General features: G+C 60.2%; 13 protein-coding genes and 1 tRNA gene. 13 read left to right on the plus strand and 1 reads right to left on the minus strand.

Going from position 1 to position 19251, the window contains the following annotated elements; translation table 11 throughout:
• The first annotated feature begins 296 nt into the window (after positions 1 to 296).
• Both nifJ and arcC read left to right on the plus strand, forming a co-directional pair.
• On the plus strand, positions 297 to 3836 hold the full coding sequence (gene nifJ / locus HMPREF9463_RS01425) for a pyruvate:ferredoxin (flavodoxin) oxidoreductase (RefSeq protein ID WP_035136745.1): 3540 nt from the start codon (positions 297 to 299) through the stop codon (positions 3834 to 3836).
• 654 nt (positions 3837 to 4490) lie between these two features.
• Complete coding sequence (arcC, locus tag HMPREF9463_RS01430) at positions 4491 to 5453, plus strand: carbamate kinase (protein WP_006235166.1); 963 nt, start codon at positions 4491 to 4493, stop codon at positions 5451 to 5453.
• Positions 5454 to 5641: 188 nt separating this feature from the next.
• Here the strand turns inward: arcC and HMPREF9463_RS11260 are convergent, their stop codons facing one another.
• The gene (locus HMPREF9463_RS11260; protein ID WP_232219720.1) at positions 5642 to 6643 is read right to left on the minus strand and encodes a C39 family peptidase; all 1002 of its coding nucleotides are present in this window, start codon (positions 6641 to 6643) and stop codon (positions 5642 to 5644) included.
• A gap of 354 nt (positions 6644 to 6997) precedes the next feature.
• On the opposite strand from HMPREF9463_RS11260, the gene HMPREF9463_RS01440 reads away from it, so the two are divergent.
• The 11 genes from HMPREF9463_RS01440 (at position 6998) to HMPREF9463_RS01490 (ending at position 19074) form a co-directional block, all read left to right on the plus strand.
• On the plus strand, positions 6998 to 8449 hold the full coding sequence (locus tag HMPREF9463_RS01440; RefSeq protein ID WP_035136747.1) for an APC family permease: 1452 nt from the start codon (positions 6998 to 7000) through the stop codon (positions 8447 to 8449).
• Positions 8450 to 8580: 131 nt separating this feature from the next.
• Positions 8581 to 9858 carry a metal-dependent hydrolase family protein gene (locus tag HMPREF9463_RS01445; protein ID WP_035136749.1) on the plus strand — a complete coding sequence of 426 codons (1278 nt, stop codon included), beginning with the start codon at positions 8581 to 8583 and terminating at the stop codon, positions 9856 to 9858.
• Positions 9859 to 9970: 112 nt separating this feature from the next.
• Entirely contained in the window at positions 9971 to 11362 is a 1392-nt protein-coding gene (locus HMPREF9463_RS01450; RefSeq protein ID WP_230308398.1) for a sensor histidine kinase, read from the plus strand.
• 38 nt (positions 11363 to 11400) lie between these two features.
• Positions 11401 to 12135 (plus strand): LytR/AlgR family response regulator transcription factor, encoded by a 735-nt coding sequence (locus HMPREF9463_RS01455; RefSeq protein WP_035136752.1) that lies wholly within the window; start codon positions 11401 to 11403, stop codon positions 12133 to 12135.
• 92 nt (positions 12136 to 12227) lie between these two features.
• Positions 12228 to 13172, plus strand: coding sequence for a zinc dependent phospholipase C family protein (locus HMPREF9463_RS01460; protein WP_035136754.1), 945 nt, complete (start codon positions 12228 to 12230; stop codon positions 13170 to 13172).
• 101 nt (positions 13173 to 13273) lie between these two features.
• Positions 13274 to 14533 carry an MFS transporter gene (locus tag HMPREF9463_RS01465; RefSeq protein WP_035136755.1) on the plus strand — a complete coding sequence of 420 codons (1260 nt, stop codon included), beginning with the start codon at positions 13274 to 13276 and terminating at the stop codon, positions 14531 to 14533.
• Between the two features lie 171 nt (positions 14534 to 14704).
• Positions 14705 to 15892: a glycosyltransferase gene (locus tag HMPREF9463_RS01470; RefSeq protein ID WP_035136756.1), complete on the plus strand. Its 1188-nt coding sequence runs from the start codon at positions 14705 to 14707 to the stop codon at positions 15890 to 15892.
• Complete coding sequence (locus HMPREF9463_RS01475; RefSeq protein ID WP_035136757.1) at positions 15889 to 17232, plus strand: histidine kinase; 1344 nt, start codon at positions 15889 to 15891, stop codon at positions 17230 to 17232. The genes HMPREF9463_RS01470 and HMPREF9463_RS01475 overlap by 4 nt, the downstream gene beginning before the upstream one ends.
• 72 nt (positions 17233 to 17304) lie before the next feature.
• Positions 17305 to 18021, plus strand: a complete 717-nt coding sequence (locus HMPREF9463_RS01480) for a LytR/AlgR family response regulator transcription factor (protein ID WP_006235156.1) — start codon at positions 17305 to 17307, stop codon at positions 18019 to 18021.
• Between the two features lie 96 nt (positions 18022 to 18117).
• Entirely contained in the window at positions 18118 to 18585 is a 468-nt protein-coding gene (locus tag HMPREF9463_RS01485) for a YfcE family phosphodiesterase (protein WP_006235155.1), read from the plus strand.
• A 411-nt stretch (positions 18586 to 18996) separates the two neighbouring features.
• Positions 18997 to 19074 (plus strand) — tRNA-Asp (locus HMPREF9463_RS01490).
• The last annotated feature ends 177 nt before the right edge of the window (positions 19075 to 19251 follow it).

Genomic DNA, 19251 nt, shown 5'->3' on the forward strand with positions numbered 1-19251 from the left:
ACGGCGGGGTACAATAAACCCGCATGCGGATTTCCGTTGCGGGCGCTTCCCATCGCCGGGGCGTGCCCGGGAGCATCCGGCATGCGGCCTTTGCGGCGCTCGGTCATGTGCAAGACGGGTAGCTGGGCCTGTGGAGCGCGTGCAGCCCTCCTCGCCTCGGCATGCCTTCTCTCCACGCCATGTACCTGCTGCTGAGTCCGCCTGCCAGATGATTGGAAGCAACAACGAAAATCCCATCACGCCAATATCCCGGCGATCGCCGGGGCCTGTATACCTATATGAGAGGAGAGGGGTATATGGCGCGTAAGTTTAAGTCTATGGACGGCAACGAGGCGGCCGCATATGTTTCGTATGCGTACACCGAGGTAGCGGGAATTTATCCCATTACGCCGTCCAGCCCGATGGCCGACCATGTCGACCAGTGGGCGGCCCAGGGTCGCAAGAACATCTTCGGCACCCCGGTCAAGGTCGTCGAGATGGAGTCCGAGGCAGGTGCAGCCGGTACCGTTCACGGTTCGCTGGGTGCCGGTGCTCTGACCACCACCTACACGGCTTCTCAGGGTCTGCTCCTGATGATCCCGAACATGTACAAGATCGCAGGAGAGCAGCTCCCGGGCGTTTTCCACGTCTCCGCGCGTTGCGTCGCTTCGCACGCCCTGAACATCTTCGGTGATCACTCCGACGTCATGGCCTGTCGCCAGACCGGCTTCGCCATGCTCGCCGAGGGCAACGTCCAGGAGGTCATGGATCTCTCGCCGGTGGCTCACCTTGCCGCCATCGAGGGCAAGACCCCGTTCCTTAACTTCTTCGACGGCTTCCGCACTAGCCACGAGATCCAGAAGGTCGCCATGTGGGACTACAAGGATCTTGCCGAGATGTGCGACATGGACGCCGTCCAGGCTTTCCGCGACCACGCGCTCAACCCTGAGCACCCGCACACCCGCGGCAGCCACGAGAACGGTGACATCTTCTTCCAGAACCGCGAGGCCTGCAACAAGGTCTACGACGAGCTTCCCGCCGTCGTCGAGGGCTACATGAAGAAGATCAACGAGAAGCTCGGCACCGATTACGGCCTATTCAACTACTACGGCGCTCCCGATGCCGATCGTGTCGTCGTGTGCATGGGCTCCTTCTGCGACGTGCTCGAGGAAGTCATCGACTACCTCAACGCTCACGGCGAGAAGGTCGGCCTGGTCAAGGTCCGCCTGTTCCGTCCGTTCTCCATCAAGCACTTTGTCGACGTTCTCCCCGAGACCGTCAAGAAGATTGCAGTTATGGACCGCACCAAGGAGCCGGGTTCCATCGGCGAGCCGCTCTACCAGGACGTCGTCTCCGCTCTCTACGAGGCCGGCAAGACGGGCATCAAGGTCGTCGGCGGCCGTTACGGCCTGGGCAGCAAGGACACGCCTCCCGCGTCCGCGTTCGCTGTCTTCGAGGAGCTCAAGAAGGACGAGCCCAAGCGCGAGTTCACCATCGGCATCGTCGATGACGTGACCAACCTGAGCCTGCCCGAGGCCGAGGATGCGCCCAACACCGCAGCCCCCGGCACCATCGAGTGCAAGTTCTGGGGTCTGGGTGGCGACGGTACCGTCGGCGCCAACAAGAACTCGATTAAGATCATCGGCGACCACACCGACAAGTACGTCCAGGCCTACTTCCAGTACGACTCCAAGAAGACCGGCGGCGTCACCGTCTCGCACCTGCGCTTTGGTGATTCCCCGATTCGCTCGCCGTACTACGTGACCAAGGCCGACTTTGTCGCCTGCCATAACCCCAGCTACATCGTTAAGGGCTTCAAGATGGTCCGCGACGTCAAGCCGGGCGGCACCTTCCTGGTCAACTGCCAGTGGAGCGACGAGGAGTTCGCCGAGCACATGCCCGCCGTGGCCAAGCGCTACATCGCGAACAACAACGTCAACGTTTACCTGATTGACGCTATCGACCTGGCCGCCAAGGTCGGCATGGGCAAGCGCACCAACACGGTGCTCCAGTCCGCCTTCTTCGCGCTGGCCAAGGTCCTGCCCGCCGAGGACGCCCTGCAGTACATGAAGGACGCGGCTACCAAGTCCTACATGAAGAAGGGCCAGGCCATCGTCGACGCCAACCACAAGGCCATCGATGCCGGCGCTACCGCTTTCCGTAAGTTCGAGGTTCCGGCCGACTGGGCTACCGCCGAGGATGTCGCTCCCGTCGAGCTCTCCGAGGAGACCAAGTCCGCTATCGCCCAGCAGGTCAAGAACCTGCTCGAGCCCATCGATCGCATGGACGGCGACAGCCTGCCTGTTTCCGCCTTCGTCGATTGCGCCGACGGCCAGTTTGAGCTGGGCGCCTCCGCATACGAGAAGCGCGGCGTCGCCGTGGTCGTTCCCCACTGGGATGAGACCAAGTGCATCCAGTGCAACCAGTGCGCCTACGTGTGCCCGCATGCCACCATCCGTCCGTTCGCGATGACCGAGGACGAGGCTGCCGCCGCGCCCGAGGCTACCCGCACGCTCGACGCCATGGGCCCCAAGGCCAAGGGCATGAAGTTCACCATGGCTGTGTCCCCGCTCGACTGCATGGGTTGCACCAACTGCGTCAAGGTTTGCCCCAAGGGCGCCCTCGAGATGGTTCCCACCGAGCAGGAGATGGACCAGCAGCCCGTTTGGGACTATATGGTCGAGAACGTCTCCGAGAAGAAGGAGCTCATCGCGGCCAACGTCAAGGGCAGCCAGTTTAAGCAGCCCTACCTGGAGTTCTCCGGCTCCTGCGCCGGCTGCGCCGAGACCGCCTATGCACGTCTGGTGACCCAGGTCGCCGGCGACCGCATGTTCATTTCCAACGCCACCGGCTGCTCCTCCATTTGGGGCAACCCCGCTGCCACCGCTCCTTACTGCAAGGACAAGGACGGTCACGGCCCGGCGTGGAACAACTCCCTGTTCGAGGACAATGCCGAGCACGGTCTGGGCATGGCCGTCGGTTACGAGGCCGTCCAGAAGAAGCTGATCGCCGCTACCCAGGACATCATCGCTGCCGATGGTCCGTCCGATGAGCTCAAGGCCGCCGGCCAGGCTTGGATCGACTCCGTCAACGACGCCGAGGCCTCCAAGGCCGCTGCCGCTGCCTACGTTGCCGAGCTCGAGAAGTGCGGCTGCGACGCTTCCAAGGCGATCCTCGCCGACAAGGCTTACCTCACCAAGAAGTCCTTCTGGATCTTCGGCGGCGACGGCTGGGCCTATGACATCGGCTTCGGTGGCCTGGACCACGTCCTGGCTTCCGGCCACAACGTCAACGTCTTCGTCTTCGACACCGAGGTCTACTCCAACACCGGCGGTCAGGCCTCCAAGGCCTCGAACCTGGGTCAGGTCGCTCAGTTCGCCGCTGCCGGTAAGGTGACCAAGAAGAAGTCCCTGGCCGAGATCGCCATGAGCTACGGCTACGTCTACGTGGCGCAGGTCGCCATGGGCGCCAACCCGGCTCAGACCCTCAAGGCCATCCACGAGGCCGAGGCCTACGACGGTCCGTCCCTCATCATCGGCTACAGCCCCTGCGAGATGCACTCCATCAAGAAGGGTGGCATGCAGAACTGCCAGGCCGAGATGAAGAAGGCTGTCGAGTGCGGTTACTGGAACCTCTTCCGCTTCAACCCCGAGGCTGCTGCCGGCAAGAAGTTCTCGCTCGATTCCAAGGAGCCCGCGGGCGGTTATCAGGAGTTCCTGATGAACGAGGCCCGTTACGCTTCGCTGACGCGTTCCTTCCCCGAGCGCGCCGAGGAGCTCTTCAAGGAGAACGAGCAGGCCGCTATGGACCGCTACGCTCACCTGCTGAAGCTCAAGACGGTGTACAACGAGGCCTAGGTCTCCCACCGCAGGATCTGAGGACTGACCTTCGCGGACGTCCTCGGACATGAAAGAACCCCCGCTGCGCACTACGTGCGGCGGGGGTTCTTTCGTCCTGCGGAGCGTCCGCGAAGGTCAGTCCTCAGATCCTGCTACGACTACGTCCTCGGATGTGATGGCGGATGAAGGACGTGGTTGTGGGGGGCTTTTGTCCCCTTCGCTGTTTCGCGACTTTGCCGCGAAACCTCGTGCCACTTTGGAGATAGATGGGGGACTTGGCTGTTGCCGCCTTTTCGGAGCTTTTCTTTATTCCTTATGCTGGATGAAAAGCCCCTTGTTTTTGCAGGGGTGCATACTCAACTTATAAGTGCATAGAATCTCGTATAGTGCGAGTAAGATATTGCGCTGTCCGTTTTGTGTTTAGCAGAGATGTAGTTTGCATAATCCGACATAATCCTCGCTGCATTTAAATAAAGTTGCACGTAAATGGCGTAGATATGTCTGAGCTGGGGTTCTGTACGCTGAGCGGACAAAACCGACCGTTCACCGTTCTGCTATTTTCAAAATGAATAAAATGAGCGATAAAGAGAATATAAACCTTAATAAACTCGCGTATCGCACGGACGCGGGTTATTAATGGGTTGTAGGCCTTTTACAGAAAGGATTCCAGCAATGTCTAAGCCTCTTGGCAAGCCCGATCGTATTGTCGTCGCCCTTGGCGGCAACGCCCTCGGCAACAACCCCGTCGAGCAGATCGAGGCCGTGAGCAACACCGCCCACGCTCTCCTCGGCCTCATCGAGCAGGGCAACGAGATCATCATCACCCACGGCAACGGCCCGCAGGTCGGCATGATCCAGAACGCCTTCGCCGCTGCCCACGATGCCATCGGTACCCCCGAGATGCCGCTGCCCGAGTGCGGCGCCATGTCCCAGGGCTACATTGGTTATCACCTGCAGCAGGGCATCGGCCGCGAGATGCACAAGCGCTATAAGCGTTGGCACGCCGCCACCGTCGTCACCCAGATCGAGTGCGATCCCGATGATCCCGCGTTCAAGAACCCGACCAAGCCGATCGGCCCCTTCTACACCGAGGAGCAGGCCAAGGAGTTCATGGCCGAGGATCCCTCCAAGGTCTTCGTCGAGGATTCCGGCCGCGGCTGGCGTCGCGTCGTCGCTTCCCCCGATCCCAAGAAGATCGTCGAGGCCGACTCCATCCTCAACCTGCTCGACAACGAGTTCATCGTCATCGCCTGCGGTGGCGGCGGCATCCCCGTTGTCCGCGACTACGAGAACAAGGGCTGCTACAAGGGCGTTCCCGCCGTCATCGACAAGGACCTGGGCGGCGAGCTGCTGGCCGAGGACTGCGACGCCGACGTCCTGTTCCTGCTGACCGCCGTTGAGCATGTCGCCATCAACTTTGGCAAGCCCAACCAGGAGGAGCTCGAGGACCTCACCGCCGACGAGGCCGAGCGCCTGGCCGACGAGGGCCAGTTCGGCAAGGGTTCCATGGAGCCCAAGGTCCGCGCTGCCATCAAGTTCGCCCGTTCCCGCAAGGGCCGCACCTGCATCATCGGCGCTCTGGACAAGGCTGCCGAGACCATGGCCGGTCTCTCCGGTACCCGCATCCACGAGTAGTCTCTACTCTGTTGCCTCTCTCGTGGGCGCCAGGCAAAGCGCCTACAAACTAGCCTCTCTTCATGAGCCCCGCAGCCCGCTCCGGCTGCGGGGCTTTTGCTATTCACCTAGTCATTAGGGACGTTCTTAAATGACTAGTCAAACAAGAGCGTCCCTAATGACCACTCATTTAAGTCTGTCCTCAATGACTAGTAGTAGGCCCACATGGCTTCGACTTCGTTGAGGACCTCTACGACGCCCCAGCGGCGGGCGCTGCGGCTGGCCGAGTTGGGGTCGTAGACGCCAATTTGGTTGGCATCGTCGATGCCGTAGAGCACGATGTAGTGGCCTACGTTGGTAAACGTACCGGGGCGCACTGCGGCGATGACGGGCGCACCCGAGCGAAGTGCTTGGGTAATCGATTCGCGATCGTTATAGAGCTGTGTTCCGTTGAGCCCCAGCTGCCACGCACCGCCTGTCATAAACGACCACTCGGTGGCACCAGTGGGGGCGTAGTTGCCGGCTTCGGCCAGCGCGCATATATCGACCGGCGTCTTATCGGTATGGCCGGTCTTAAAGATATAGACCATGGTGAGGCAGGTGGGACCGCAAGCGTTTTCGCGAATAGTGCCACCGGCATAGGGCAGCTCCGACCATGCGGGGTCAATTTGGTAGATGTGGGGCATGGTGCCGGCCTGCCATTGCGAGCGTGGGGTCGAGAACGCAAAGGAGTAACCGGGCGCGACGGGAGCTTTAAGCAGCTTGTCCTCGGCAGTGGGCTCAAGACCGGCTGATCCGTGGGAGATACAGGATCCCGAAAACACAAAGACGAGGCAGGCGGCGATGGAGCAAAGCGCAAGGCGTAGGCGGCGGGCCGGAAGCGCGTGGCTTGTGGTGTGCGACGCGGGGTGAGGGGAGGAATTGCCGCGATCGCGTTGAGGTCGCGAAAAGGAACGCTTGACGTAGTAGTCGGTCTTACGGCGATCGTAGCGGCGTGGCTGCGATGTGTCGGTCTGACGTTGGCGTGTGCTCGTGCTCACGCGGTCTGACTGCTGCACGGTACGGCTTTGCTGCCGCGAAGAAGCCCCGGGCTGCTCTTGGGGGCGCTGCGGGTTGTCGTTGTCGGAGGTGCTTCTGGGCGTTGGCGTGGTGCGGCCGGCAAGGCGCACGCTTTGTGGCCGTTGGTCGCCGTCATTGTATCCGTATGCCATTCGAATCACCTTGCCTCATGTGTAACTTGTCTATCCTACATAAAAAGATGCACGACACATGGGTATGTGCGCCAAAAGCCTGACAAATGGTATGAACGTTGCCGCGCCGCGCGCCAAGCGTCACGGCAACAGGTCTTCAAAAGCAGACAAGATGAAAGCGTCCAAGACGAATGACGTCTCCCGCCGTTCGTCCCAAAAACGGTGCCGCTCGTTTTGCAGTTCTGCCTTCGGTCGAGCTGCGAGCGGCGCTGCTGCGCCAAGGCCGTATCTTAAAGCCATGGAATAAAAGCGCGCGGCAAAACGGACCGCGCAAGGGGTGACGCCAAGGGCGTCAAAAAGGAAAGGAGGGGAACAATGGCGGACAAGAACGCAGAAGTTGCAGTCGAGGATAACGGCGGCATGAAGAAAACGCTCTCGCTCTGGAACTTCTTCACCATCGGCTTTGGTGCCATTATCGGTACCGGTTGGGTTCTGCAGGTCGGCGACTGGATGGTCGTGGGCGGCGGTCCCGTTCCCGCTATGATCGCATTCCTCTTGGGTGCAATCTTCCTCGTGCCCGTCGGAGCTGTTTTCGGTGAGCTCACGGCTGCTATCCCCATCTCGGGCGGCATCGTCGAGTATGTCGATCGTAGCTTTGGCCGTACACTGAGCTACATCACCGGATGGCTTTTGGCCCTGGGCAACGGCATCCTGTGCCCGTGGGAGGCCATCGCCATTTCGACCCTCGTGTCCGAGATGTTCGGCAGCCTACCCGGTCTTGAGTGGCTGCGCGCCGTCAAGCTCTACACCATCCTGGGGGCCGACGTCTACCTGTTCCCGACGCTGATCGCGCTCGGCTTTGCAGTCTACGTCATCTTCCTCAACTTCCGCGGCGCCAGCTCGGCCGCCAAGCTCCAGGCCTTCCTGACCAAGGCCCTGCTCTGCGGCATGCTGCTCGCCATGGGCGTCTCGCTGTTCACCGGCTCGCCTGACAATGCCATGCCCGTGTTCTCCCAGGTCACCGGCGCTGGCGGCGGCAAGGCCGCTACCGAGAGCACCAGCCTGTTCGCCGGCATCGTGTCGGTCTTGGTTCTGACTCCGTTCTTCTACGCCGGTTTCGACACCATTCCTCAGCAGGCTGAGGAAGCAGCCGAGGGCCTCAACTGGAACAAGTTCGGCAAGATCATCTCCCTGGCCCTGCTGGCCGCAGGCGGCTTCTACATGGTCTGCATCTACTCGTTCGGCACCATCCTCGACTGGCATGAGTTTGTTAAGAGCCCGGTTCCCGCGCTCGCCTGCCTCAAGGGCATCAACATGCTCCTGTACCTGGCCATGCTCGTCATCGCCACGCTTGGACCCATGGGCCCGATGAACTCCTTCTACGGCGCCACGAGCCGCATCATGCTCGCCATGGGCCGCAAGGGCCAACTGCCCGAGCAGTTCGCCGAGGTCGACCCCAAGTCCGGCGCTCCCAAGCTTGCCTGCGTCGTTCTGGGCGTCATCACCGTCGTCGGACCGTTTTTGGGCAAGAACATGCTCATCCCTCTGACCAACGTGTCGGCTCTCGCCTTCATCTTCTCCTGCGGCATGGTCGCCCTCGCTTGCCTGCGCATGCGCTTCACCGAGCCCGACCTGCCTCGTCCCTACGAGGTGCCCGGCGGCAAGTTTGGTATCTGCCTCGCCATCGGTGCCTGCGCCATCATCATCGGCCTGCTCGTGATTCCGTTCTCTCCCGCCTCCCTCAACATGGTGGAGTGGAGCATCGTGATCGGCTGGTTGGCTATTGGCCTGGCCCTCATGGCTTTCACCAATTCCCGCAAAAAGTAACGCCGAGCCGGGGCGGATCGGGTGCGCGGGACCCTCTCTTCCGCGCACCGAACCCGGCGCCACTTGGGTAGCTTTGTGAGGCCTTAACCCAACACGGCCTCGCCCACTATATGGATCCATAAGGAGGAACCATGTCCACTAAGTATGCAATCGTTGGCGGCAAGCTCATCGACGGTACCGGTGCCGAGCCGGTCGAGAACTCCCTCGTTCTCGTCGACGACAACGGCAAGATCGAGTACGCCGGCGCCATGCAGGACCTTCCCGAGGGCGTTGAGGTCATCGACGCCGCCGGCAAGACCGTCCTTCCCGGCCTGATCGACACCCACCTGCACTTCTCGGGCAACTTGACCGATGATGACACCGACTGGGTCATGCAGCCGCTCCTCGAGAAGCAGGCCGTCGCCGTCAAGCAGGCCTACGACTGCCTCACCCACGGCCTCACCACCGTCTGCGAGATCGGCCGCTTTGGTATCCAGATCCGTGACTGCATCGACAAGGGCGTCTTCAAGGGCCCGCGCGTTCTGGCCACCGGCCTTGGCTTCTGCCGCGTTGCCGGCCACGGCGACTCCCACCACTGCAGCCAGGAGCTCAACAAGGAATCGCACCCCTGGGGCGATCAGGTCGACGGTCCTTGGGATCTGCGTAAGGCCGTCCGTCGTCGCCTGCGCGAGAACCCCGATGCCATCAAGATCTGGGCTACCGGTGGCGGCATCTGGCGCTGGGACTCCGGCCGCGACCAGCACTACTGCTCCGAGGAGATTCAGGCCGTGGTCGAAGAGGCAAAGATGGTCGGCATCCCCGTGTGGAGCCACTGCTACAACAACCACGCCGCTGCCTACGATTCCGTTCGCTTTGGCTGCGAGCAGCTGATCCACGGCTTCGATATCGATGAGCGCACCATGGACCTCATGGCCGAGCAGGGCACCTTCTTCACCCCGACGATCGCCTTCCTGCCCACCTGGTACGCCACCTATCCGCCCGTCTACGTCCCCGAGTTGCACGACAAGTACGAGGGCATCCTGGTTGAGAAGGAGCTGCAGCGCAACTACGACTGCCTGCGCGAGGCCAAGAAGCGCGGCGTCGTCATGACGATCGGCTCCGACTCCTTCTCCTTCGTTACCCCGTACGGCACCTGCTCCATCGAGGAGATGTACGAGTTCGTCGACAAGATCGGCTTCACCCCGGTCGAGACCATCACCTGTGCCACCCTCAACGGTGCCAAGATGTGCCACATCGAGGACGAGACCGGTTCCATCGAGGCCGGCAAGTGCGCCGACCTGCTGGTCGTCAACGGTGACGTCGCCGCCGACATCCACGTGCTCAACACCGACAACATGGACGTCATCATGAAGGACGGCTGGATTGTCGAGGGCGGCACCTTCGGCGAGGCAAACAAGTACAGCGCCTAAGCTACCGTTCATCGATGGCTTGATGTAAAACACAGTATTTGATTGCATAATGCAATGGAGAGGGTCGCTTGCGGCCCTCTTTATTGCTATGGGGTGCGTCGGTAAGAAGGAGATGACGGTGGATCTCAATAGGCTGATTCTGGGCAAGAGCTACAACTCTACCAAGGTCTTTCGTACCGCTCAGCATGTGGTTCAAGCCATCTTGCTCGGTATTGTCGTTCCGCTGCTTATCCTGCTGCTCATCTGGGATCTAACCGATAATCCCAATCCCGTTCCGGCCGTTGTCGTCATTGCCGGCTTGGTCATGCTGTGCTTCTTCTTCTCGTACGTCTTTGTCGTTCCCGACGACCTCACATCGAGCGCAACCGACCGCACGCTCGCCATCGCTTCAAAAATATTCGCCTACACGTCGCGCGGCCTTACGCCCGAAGCTGCCCTGGGCGCCTCTAAGATCATCCTGTCCGAAACTATCGCCTCTGCCATCTGCTTTACCGACGGCAAGCAGGTGTTGGCAAGCTGGGGCGAGGACTCGGCAAAATGCCCCGCGGGCACCCCGGTGGTGCTGCGGACTACGCTCAACGTGATCAACAGCGGTGAGCAAAGCGTGTTCTCGCGCGATGCTTCGACCGAGACAGGTGGCTACTTTCCGCGCCTGCGCGCCGGTATTGTCGCACCGCTTACCGTGCGCGGGCATTGCGTGGGCACGCTCGAGCTGTATTATCCCCGTCTGAGCAGCATCGATATGCGCCAGACGGCGCTTGCCTCGGGCTTTGCCGACCTCATTTCCACGCAGCTTGCGAGCTTTGAGCTCGAGCGCCAGGACGAGCTTACGGCCCGCGTGGAGCTGCGCGCCTTGCAATCGCAGGTCGATCCTCATTTTCTGTTTAACACCATCAGCACCATCGTGTCGCTCGTGCGTACCGAGCCGGACAAGGCCAGGTCGCTGCTGATCGACTTTTCCAATTACTACCGTCAGACGCTTTCTGATTCCGATACCCTCACAACGCTCGAGCACGAGGTGGAACAGGGCACTCGCTATATCAATCTTATGCAGGCTCGTTATGGCGACGGCCGTCTGCGCGTCTCGGTCGATATCGACTTTGAGGTGCGCGACAGCCTGGTGCCGCCGTTTATCTTGCAGCCGTTGCTCGAAAACTGCATCAAGCACGCGCAGCGCGAGACCGAGCCGCTTTCTATTCATGTTAGGGCTTTCGAGACCGATGACGGTTTGGAGATCATCGTCGAGGACGATGGCATCGGTATGAGCGAAGAGGTCTGCGCGCATCTGTTTGAGCAACATCGCCGAGAGGAGCCCGAGAGCATTACCGCCGACGGCTCCGTCAAGCGAGGTTGCGGCCTGGCGCTCTTCAACGTGCTTCAGCGCATCCATTTCTTTTACGGAGAAGATTCCGGCATGCGCGTGAAGTCTCAGGAGGGCGTGGGAACGCAGGTCATCGTCGAGCTGAACGGCGAGCCGCATGAGCCGGCGCCGTTGACGGCGTAGCACGCGGTTGGATTGAGAGAAAAAGAGGGGAAGCACATATGTCCGAAGGCTGGAACATCTTGGTGGTTGATGACGAGCCTCCCATTAGGGCTGAGCTACGCTATCTGTTGGAAAAGGATACGCGTGTGGGTCAGATTGCCGAGGCGGGCAATGTCACCGAAGCCGTGGAGTCGATTCTGTCGAACAAGCCCGACGTGTTGTTTTTAGACATTACCATGCCCGGTCGCTCGGGAATTGAGCTTGCCGAGACGCTGCAGAACCTAAAGACGCCGCCGGTCGTGGTGTTTGTGACGGCGTTTGCCGAGTTTGCCGCCGATGCGTATAACCTCGATGCTGTCGACTATGTCGTCAAGCCGGTCGAGGACGCACGCCTGTCAAAGGCACTCGACAAGATCGAGGCAGCCTTGGGTGCCCGTCGTGTTATCCATGCTCCGCGCCAGCCTTTGCGTCTGACGGTGGACCGCGGGGGCAAAAAGGTGTTCATTCCCGCCGCAGACGTCTGCTACTTTGAGGCGCGCGCCGATTTTTGCAACGCCATCTGCGCCGAGGGAACGTACCTGATCAATGAGTCGATCTCTTCGCTCGAGCGTCGCTTGGACTCCGAGGGCTTTATTCGCGTTCATCGCAGCTATCTGGTCAATTTGGAAGACGTGCACAGTGTTGAGATCGGCTCCACGGGGTTGATGGAGCTCAGGCTCGACCGCGTGAGCTCGACGGTGCCGGTGTCCCGTCGTCGTGCCGCCGAGGTCAAGTCGCACCTGGGGCTTGCGTAAGAGGCTTGCGTGTCGTCGTTTACCATCGCAGGTTTGGCATGGGCGCGCGGTGGGCATAATGGGTGGCATCGAATGAAATCGAAAGGATCATTATGCCCGCGCTTATCACCCATCATCTGTTTGGCGAGGAAAGCATCGACCGTCTTCCGCAGGGCGTCATCACGTCCGATGAAGAGCGCATTGCCTTTATCTTGGGCAACCAAGGCCCCGACCCGTTTTTCTTTCACATTCTGACACCGCGTGTTTCCGACTGCACGCTGCTGGCGCAGGTCATGCATCGGTCGCGCATGTCTCGCCAGTTCGCGTGCCTGCGCGACGGCGTGTCGCATCTGCTGCCGCGCGACGCCAGCTTGGGTCGCGCCTTTGCGCTGGGCCTGCTGTCTCATTACGTGCTCGACCGCAACGCCCATCCTTTTGTCTATGAGCAGCAGTTTGGCATCGTGGAGTCCGATTCAGAGCTTGAGGATTCGAGCAGTCAGGTTCATGCCGTGATCGAGAGCGACCTGGATGTACTGATGCTGCAGCTTAAACGCGCCGGCGCTACGGTCGACGATTACCCGCCGGCGGGCGAGATCGTCACCACCGATCGCATCAATCGCGTGGCCGGCGTGCTGATGAGCTATGTTGCCGGACGCGTGTACGGCATTGACATTCCGGCGGGGGAGTACGGTGCTGCCGTTGCCAATATGCAGCGACTTTACCGCGCGATTGAGCCGGCCGGCTCCGTAAAGACGCGCGCGATCTCGCTGGTTGAGGGCTTGGTGCACGACTACTCGCTGCTCGACGGCCTTGCCCATCGCGTGACGACGGAGCTGCCCGAGCGCACCGGTAACCTGGGTCATCTGACATGGAAGAATCCCTTTACCGACGAGGTCTCGAACGAGAGTTTCCCCGAGGTCTTTGATCGCGCGCTGGTCGATTACGAGTGCACGGTCGCACGTTTTATCGAGACCGGTGACATGGATGCCGTGACCAGTCACGTCAACTACAGCGGTCGCGTGCTCAATGCCGATGAGGAGTTCGACCGCGAGGAATAGGGCCCGTGCGTGCCCCTTTGCCGAATCCTTACCGGCGGTTCTGGACAATTGGGGTACGATGAACTAACTGCATATCGGGCGAATACGAAGGGTCCCTGTCCATGAAATACACCAAGCTCGAGCGTAACTGGGTTATGTATGATGTGGGCAATTCGGCCCTCGTGCTGCTCAATACCTCGGTGGTGCCCATTTACTTTAACGCCATCAATACCGGCGCTTCCTCGGCCGACCTGGTGGTCGCTTGGGGCAATGCGCAGACGATCGCCTCGCTGGTCATCGCCATGCTCATGCCCATTCTGGGCGCGCTTGCCGACTACGCCGGCAACAAGATCAAGTTCTTCTTGGGCTTCTTCCTCACGGGCCTGGTGCTTTGCTTGGCGCAGGCTATCCCAATGTCCGCCATGGCATTTTTGACCGTGTACGTGCTGTGCACCATCGGCCTTAACTCTTCTATGACGTTCTACGACGCCATGCTGCCCGACATTACCACCGACGAGCGCATGGACGCCGTGTCCAGCTCGGGCTATGCCTGGGGCTACATCGGTTCCACCGTGCCGTTCGTCATCTGCCTGGCGCTCATCATGGGTGGCCCCGCTCTTGGCGTCCCTACCATGCTGGCAACGCGTCTGTCGTTTATCATCACTGGTGCCTGGTGGCTCGTCTTTACCCTGCCGCTCATTCGCACCTATAAGCAAAAGTACGGTCGCGAGCGCGGTCCCGAGGACACTATCGGCCACATCGTGGGCGGTGTGTTCTCCGAGGTCGGACACACCATGCGCGAGATCGCCCACAACAAGACCGTGCTGGTCTACATGATCGCGTTCTTCTTCTATATCGACGGTGTGCACACGGTCATTTCCATGGCAACCAGCTACGGATCGGCCTTGGGCATCGATTCGACCCAGTTGGTCCTGGCGCTGCTCGTTACGCAGTTCGTGGCCTTTCCGTCCGCCATCATCTACGGCAAGCTCGCCGGCCGCGTGGGCACGCTCAACATGATCTTGGTGGCAGTCGCCGCCTATATGGGCATTGTGCTGTTCGCCGCGTTCTTCCTAAAGACCGCCTTTGAGTTTTGGGTGCTTGCCATTATGGTCGGCCTGTTCCAGGGCGGCGTGCAGGCGCTCAGCCGTAGCTACTTTGGCCGCATTATCCCTAAGGAAAAATCCAACGAGTACTACGGCTTCTTTGACATCTTCGGTCGTTATGCAAGCGTTATGGGCACCTTCCTGGTGTCGGTCGTCACCTCGCTGACCGGCAACCCGTCGCTGGGCGTCCTTTCCATTGGTGTGCTGCTGGTCGTTGGCTTTATGCTGCTGGTCCGCCTGTCCCGCATGACTCGGGCGGCAGAGCATGCCGCATAGGAGCGAGCGGCTATTGTGCCTGTCCACGGTACTCTTTTGGGGTTATCCGCAATAAACATTGCGACTTGCGAGCAATGATTTGCCCAAGTGGGTATGATGGAATCAGCTAGGTCGCGGGGCGTCGCCTGTGTTTGGCGGCGTCCCGTTTTTGTGTTGCAGGGAGGGTAAGGCATGAACGCCACAGTCGTGATTCCAACGTATTGGGCGGGCGATGACGCTTGCGCAAACGCCCCTGGCACCTATGACCATTCGACGCGACTCAACGCCGACAATCCCGAACTCGACCGCTGCCTGGCCTCGCTTGAGCAGGTACGTGACATCCCGCGCATCATCCTTTTGGTGGTCTGTCCCGTTTCTGCCACAGCCGATGTGTCGCTGCGCGTGCGCGAGATTGTCGACGCGCATCCCACGCTCAAGGTCACCGTTGTCACCAACACCCAGGCCTCGCGCATCGCAGACCGGGTTGCTCAGATCGCGCCCAAGGGTTCGGGCGAGTGCGTGAGCCTGCGAGGCTACGGTGCCATCCGCAACATGGGGCTAGCCTGTGCCGCTGTGCTGGGGCATGACGCGGTTATCTTTTTGGATGACGATGAGACTGTCATCGACGCCGACTTTATGAAGCGCGCGACCTATGCGTTGGGGCAGCAGACACGTCAGGGCTTGCCGATCTTGGTCAAGAGCGGCTATTTCTACGATCGCGACGGCTCGCCGCTGGCTCCCACGGACAAGGCGGGCATCTGCCATCGTTGGTGGACCAAGCGCATCGAGTTCAACCGTTGGATGAAAAAGGCGCTCTCGGGCACTCGCATCTCGCGCTCCAACTACGTGTGCGGCGGCCTGATGGCCCTGCACGCCCGCGCCTTTACGCGTGTGGCCTTTGACCCGTTTATCACCCGCGGCGAGGACTTGGATTACCTCTTTAACATGCGCATGTTTGGCTACGACGTGTGGTTCGATAACGAGTGGACCGTGCGCCATCTGCCTCCGGAGTCCGAAAAGCGCTCACCGCGCTTTATGCAGGATGTATACCGTTGGTACTACGAACGGGCCAAGTTGACATTCGCCGCGCATCAAAAGGAGCTCATTCCCGTTACGGCGGCATCACTCATGCCCTACCCGGGCCCGTGGATTTCGCGCGAGCTCGACGACCGCGTGCGCAAGACCGCTATGGTCCGCAGCGTGTTTACCCGTGAGCATGAGGGCTACCTGCGCATTTGGCGCCATGGTATCGGCGAGGCAAAGGCCTATGCGCGCCAAAACGCTGCAAGCTACCTGCGTTTCCAGAGCTTTTGGCCCAAGATCATGGACGGGCTTTGGCGTGACGCACAACTGATCAGTATCCTGGAGGGGGCCGAATGATCGACCGCCGCGCCCAGCGCGATAGTTCAATATCAATCTTTCGCATCATTGCCGTTGCCTGCGCCATTTGCGTGCTGGCGTACTTTATTTTTGCCTTGGTGACCGGTATCGAGCCGATCGCCACGGTGATTGCCTGCGCGCTGCTGTGCATCTTTCTGTGCATCTTTATCGTTTTGACGCTCAATCCCGATTCGGTGCGCTCCCAGTACACCGAGGAGACGCTCTCGGTGGCCTCGGCCATGCTCGAGGACATTAAGGGCGGTCTGACGCAGGAGTCGGCGCGTTTGGTGTGCCGGCGCATTTTGCCCGAGACGCGCGCCATGACGGTGGCCATCACCGACGAGGACAACGTGCTTGCCTGCGCGGGCGAGTTTGAGGAAAAACTGCTGCCAGATTCTCCCATCCACACGCTTGCCACACGCTACGTTATCGAACATGGCATCGTGCAGTCGTTCAACCGTATGGTGGATGTCGTGGGCTCGGACGGCTCACACAACCAAGTCCCCGCCGGCATTATCGCCCCCATCAAGGTGGGCGATCGTACCGTCGGCACGCTCAAGTTCTACTACAAGACCCCGCGCGCCGTCGACCGTACCCAGTACGCGCTTGCCTCGGGCTTTGCCGAGATCTTGTCCACACAGCTCGCCATCCACGAGCTCGAGGTGCAAAAGGAACTCACGGCGCGCGCCGAGGTGCGTGCACTGCAAGCGCAGATTAACCCGCACTTCCTGTTCAACACGCTGAACACCATTGCATCGTTTACGCGCACCGACCCGCTGCGGGCCCGCGAGCTGCTTCGTGAGTTCTCATCGTTCTATCGTGCCACGCTCGACAACTCGGGATCGCTTATTCCGGTCTCGCGCGAGGTCGCGCAGACCAAGCGCTACCTTACCTTTGAGAAGGCCCGCTTTGGCGAGGACCGCGTGCTTGCGACGTTCGATGTGTCTGAGGACGTGGAAGATACGCTGGTGCCGGCGTTCGTGATCCAGCCGATTGTCGAGAACGCCGTGCGTCATGGTATGGGCGATGACGACGCCCTGAGGATCGACGTGACCGTTCACCAAGACGGCGAGGATGCAATCTTGATTGCCGTGGCCGATAATGGCGTGGGCATGGATGAGGGTACCGCCGCCAGACTGTTTGACGAGCGCTCTGCCCGTCCCGATGCCAGCTCTCCCCAGGGTGGCGGCGCCGGTGTGGCCATGCACAATATTTCGGAGCGCATCCATCGCTTTTATGGGCCGCACTCCTATACGCGTGTCGAATCGGCGCCGGGCAAGGGCACCACAGTGCTCCTTCATCTTGATTTGTCAGAGAGTATCTTTGACATTCAAGAGTAAAATAAAAGGCTACGGGTTCAACGTCATGCGACGGATGCCCGGCGTAGTTAGTTGACGAAAGGTTTTATCCCTATGCTGCGTGCGATGATTGTGGATGATGAGGCGCCGGCTCGCTCGGAGCTTCGCTTCCTGCTCGAGCAAACGGGCAAGATCGGCACGATCACGGAGGCGTCGAGCGTCCGCTCCGCCATCGAGATGCTTATGGAAAGTCGCGTGGATGTCGTGTTTCTCGATATCTCGATGCCCGGTGCCTCGGGCCTGCAACTTGCCGAGGCGCTGCATAAGCTCAAAAATCCGCCGGCGATCGTGTTTGTGACTGCGTATAGTGACCATGCGGTCGAGGCATTCGACGTGGATGCCGTCGATTATCTGATGAAGCCGGTCGAAGAAGCTCGCTTGGATCGCGCGATCGAGAAGGTCATGCAACGCGCCAAGCCGGTTACGGACAGCAAGGTGACCATCGAGCGTATCCCGGTGGAAAAGGGCGGCCGCAAGGTGCTCATTCCCGTGGACGATATTCGCTTTATCATGGCCAAGGACGATTACTCCTGCATCTATACCGTCGATGATCGCTTTTTGTCGACGACCTCGCTGGCGCAGTTTGAGGCCAAGCTCTGCGACTTTGGCTTCTTCCGTGTTCACCGCCGCTATATCGTCAACTTGGCGTGCGTCACGGATGTGGAGACGGTGCCCTCGGGTGCCATCCAGCTGGGCATTACGGGCGTCGACGAACGCGTTCCGGTTTCGCGTCGCCGCGTCGTGCCGCTCAAGAAGGCTCTGAGTCTCTAGCACACTGGCCCCGCAGCCCTGTAGACCCATCGTCTGCGGAGCCGTGGGGCCTTTTTTGTATGTATCTGCCGAATCGTTTTTTGCGGAAGGGATCCCATGAACAGTGCAAGCGCCAAGCGCATCGACATCATCTCGGACACCCACGGCTATCTTTCGCCTGCGCTCCTGGATGAGCTTGAGGGCGCAGACCTGATCATCCACGCCGGCGACCTCACGTCAGAGATGGACTACGAGCACCTATGCACCATCGCCCCCGTGCGGGCCGTACTGGGTAACAACGATTACTACCGCGACTACGGCCCCGATGTAGACCGTCTTGCGCTTTTTACCTACGAAGGCCTCAAATTCGCCGTAGCCCACTACCGCGAAGACCTTCCGGTGGGATCCGTAGACGTAGCCATCAACGGCCACACCCACGTAACCAAAGAAGCCCAAGTGGGCCGTTGCTTAGTCCTCAACCCGGGCAGCGCCAGCTACCCCAGAGGCACCCGAGGCCCCACCATGGCCAGAATGCTAGTAAAAGACGGCAAGATCCTAAGCACTAAGTTTATTGACCTAGAGTAATCACAACAAAAACGGGGGATGCAGATGCGTCCCCCGTTTCCATTTGAGCCAATGGCCGAGCTTCAACAAGATCCATCAGACCAACCCCGCCGCGGAGAACGGGGCCGCCGAGCCGCGAAGCGGCGAGCAACAACAACGGCTCGAACAAAGTGACGGCAGGGAGGGTCTCCGGGGCCGGCTGGCGCGGGTTAAGTTTGTCGCGAGTTCCGCACGCAAAGGAAAGCACTTAATGTGCTTTCCGTCTTGCGCAGGACTGTAGAGCAGCAAACTAAACCCGCGCCAGCCGGCCCCGGAGACCCTCCCGGAGGGACCGAAAAATTTTTTCAAAAAAGTTGTTGCGCGGCGGACAGACTTCTGTGTATACTAATCCCCGCAGCGCACGCGAGCGGAAACAAACGCGAACGTCTGCCTGGGGAGTTAGCTCAGTTTGGTTAGAGCGCCGGCCTGTCACGTCGGAGGTCGCGGGTTCGAGCCCCGTACTTCCCGCCAACGCAATTAAAGCCACGTCTTCGGACGTGGCTTTTTGCGTTAGATGCACTTTGTTTCGATAGAACGATCGCCCTGGTGCATCTTCGCCCAGAATCCCCGCGCCTTCGGGAACGCAAGTAAAATCTAATAAGTATATTTGTCTGAACAACAGCTTTGTTGCGCAACACCTGTTCTACG

The organism is Collinsella sp. 4_8_47FAA, assembly GCF_000763055.1.
In the GTDB taxonomy this organism is placed as follows: domain Bacteria; phylum Actinomycetota; class Coriobacteriia; order Coriobacteriales; family Coriobacteriaceae; genus Collinsella.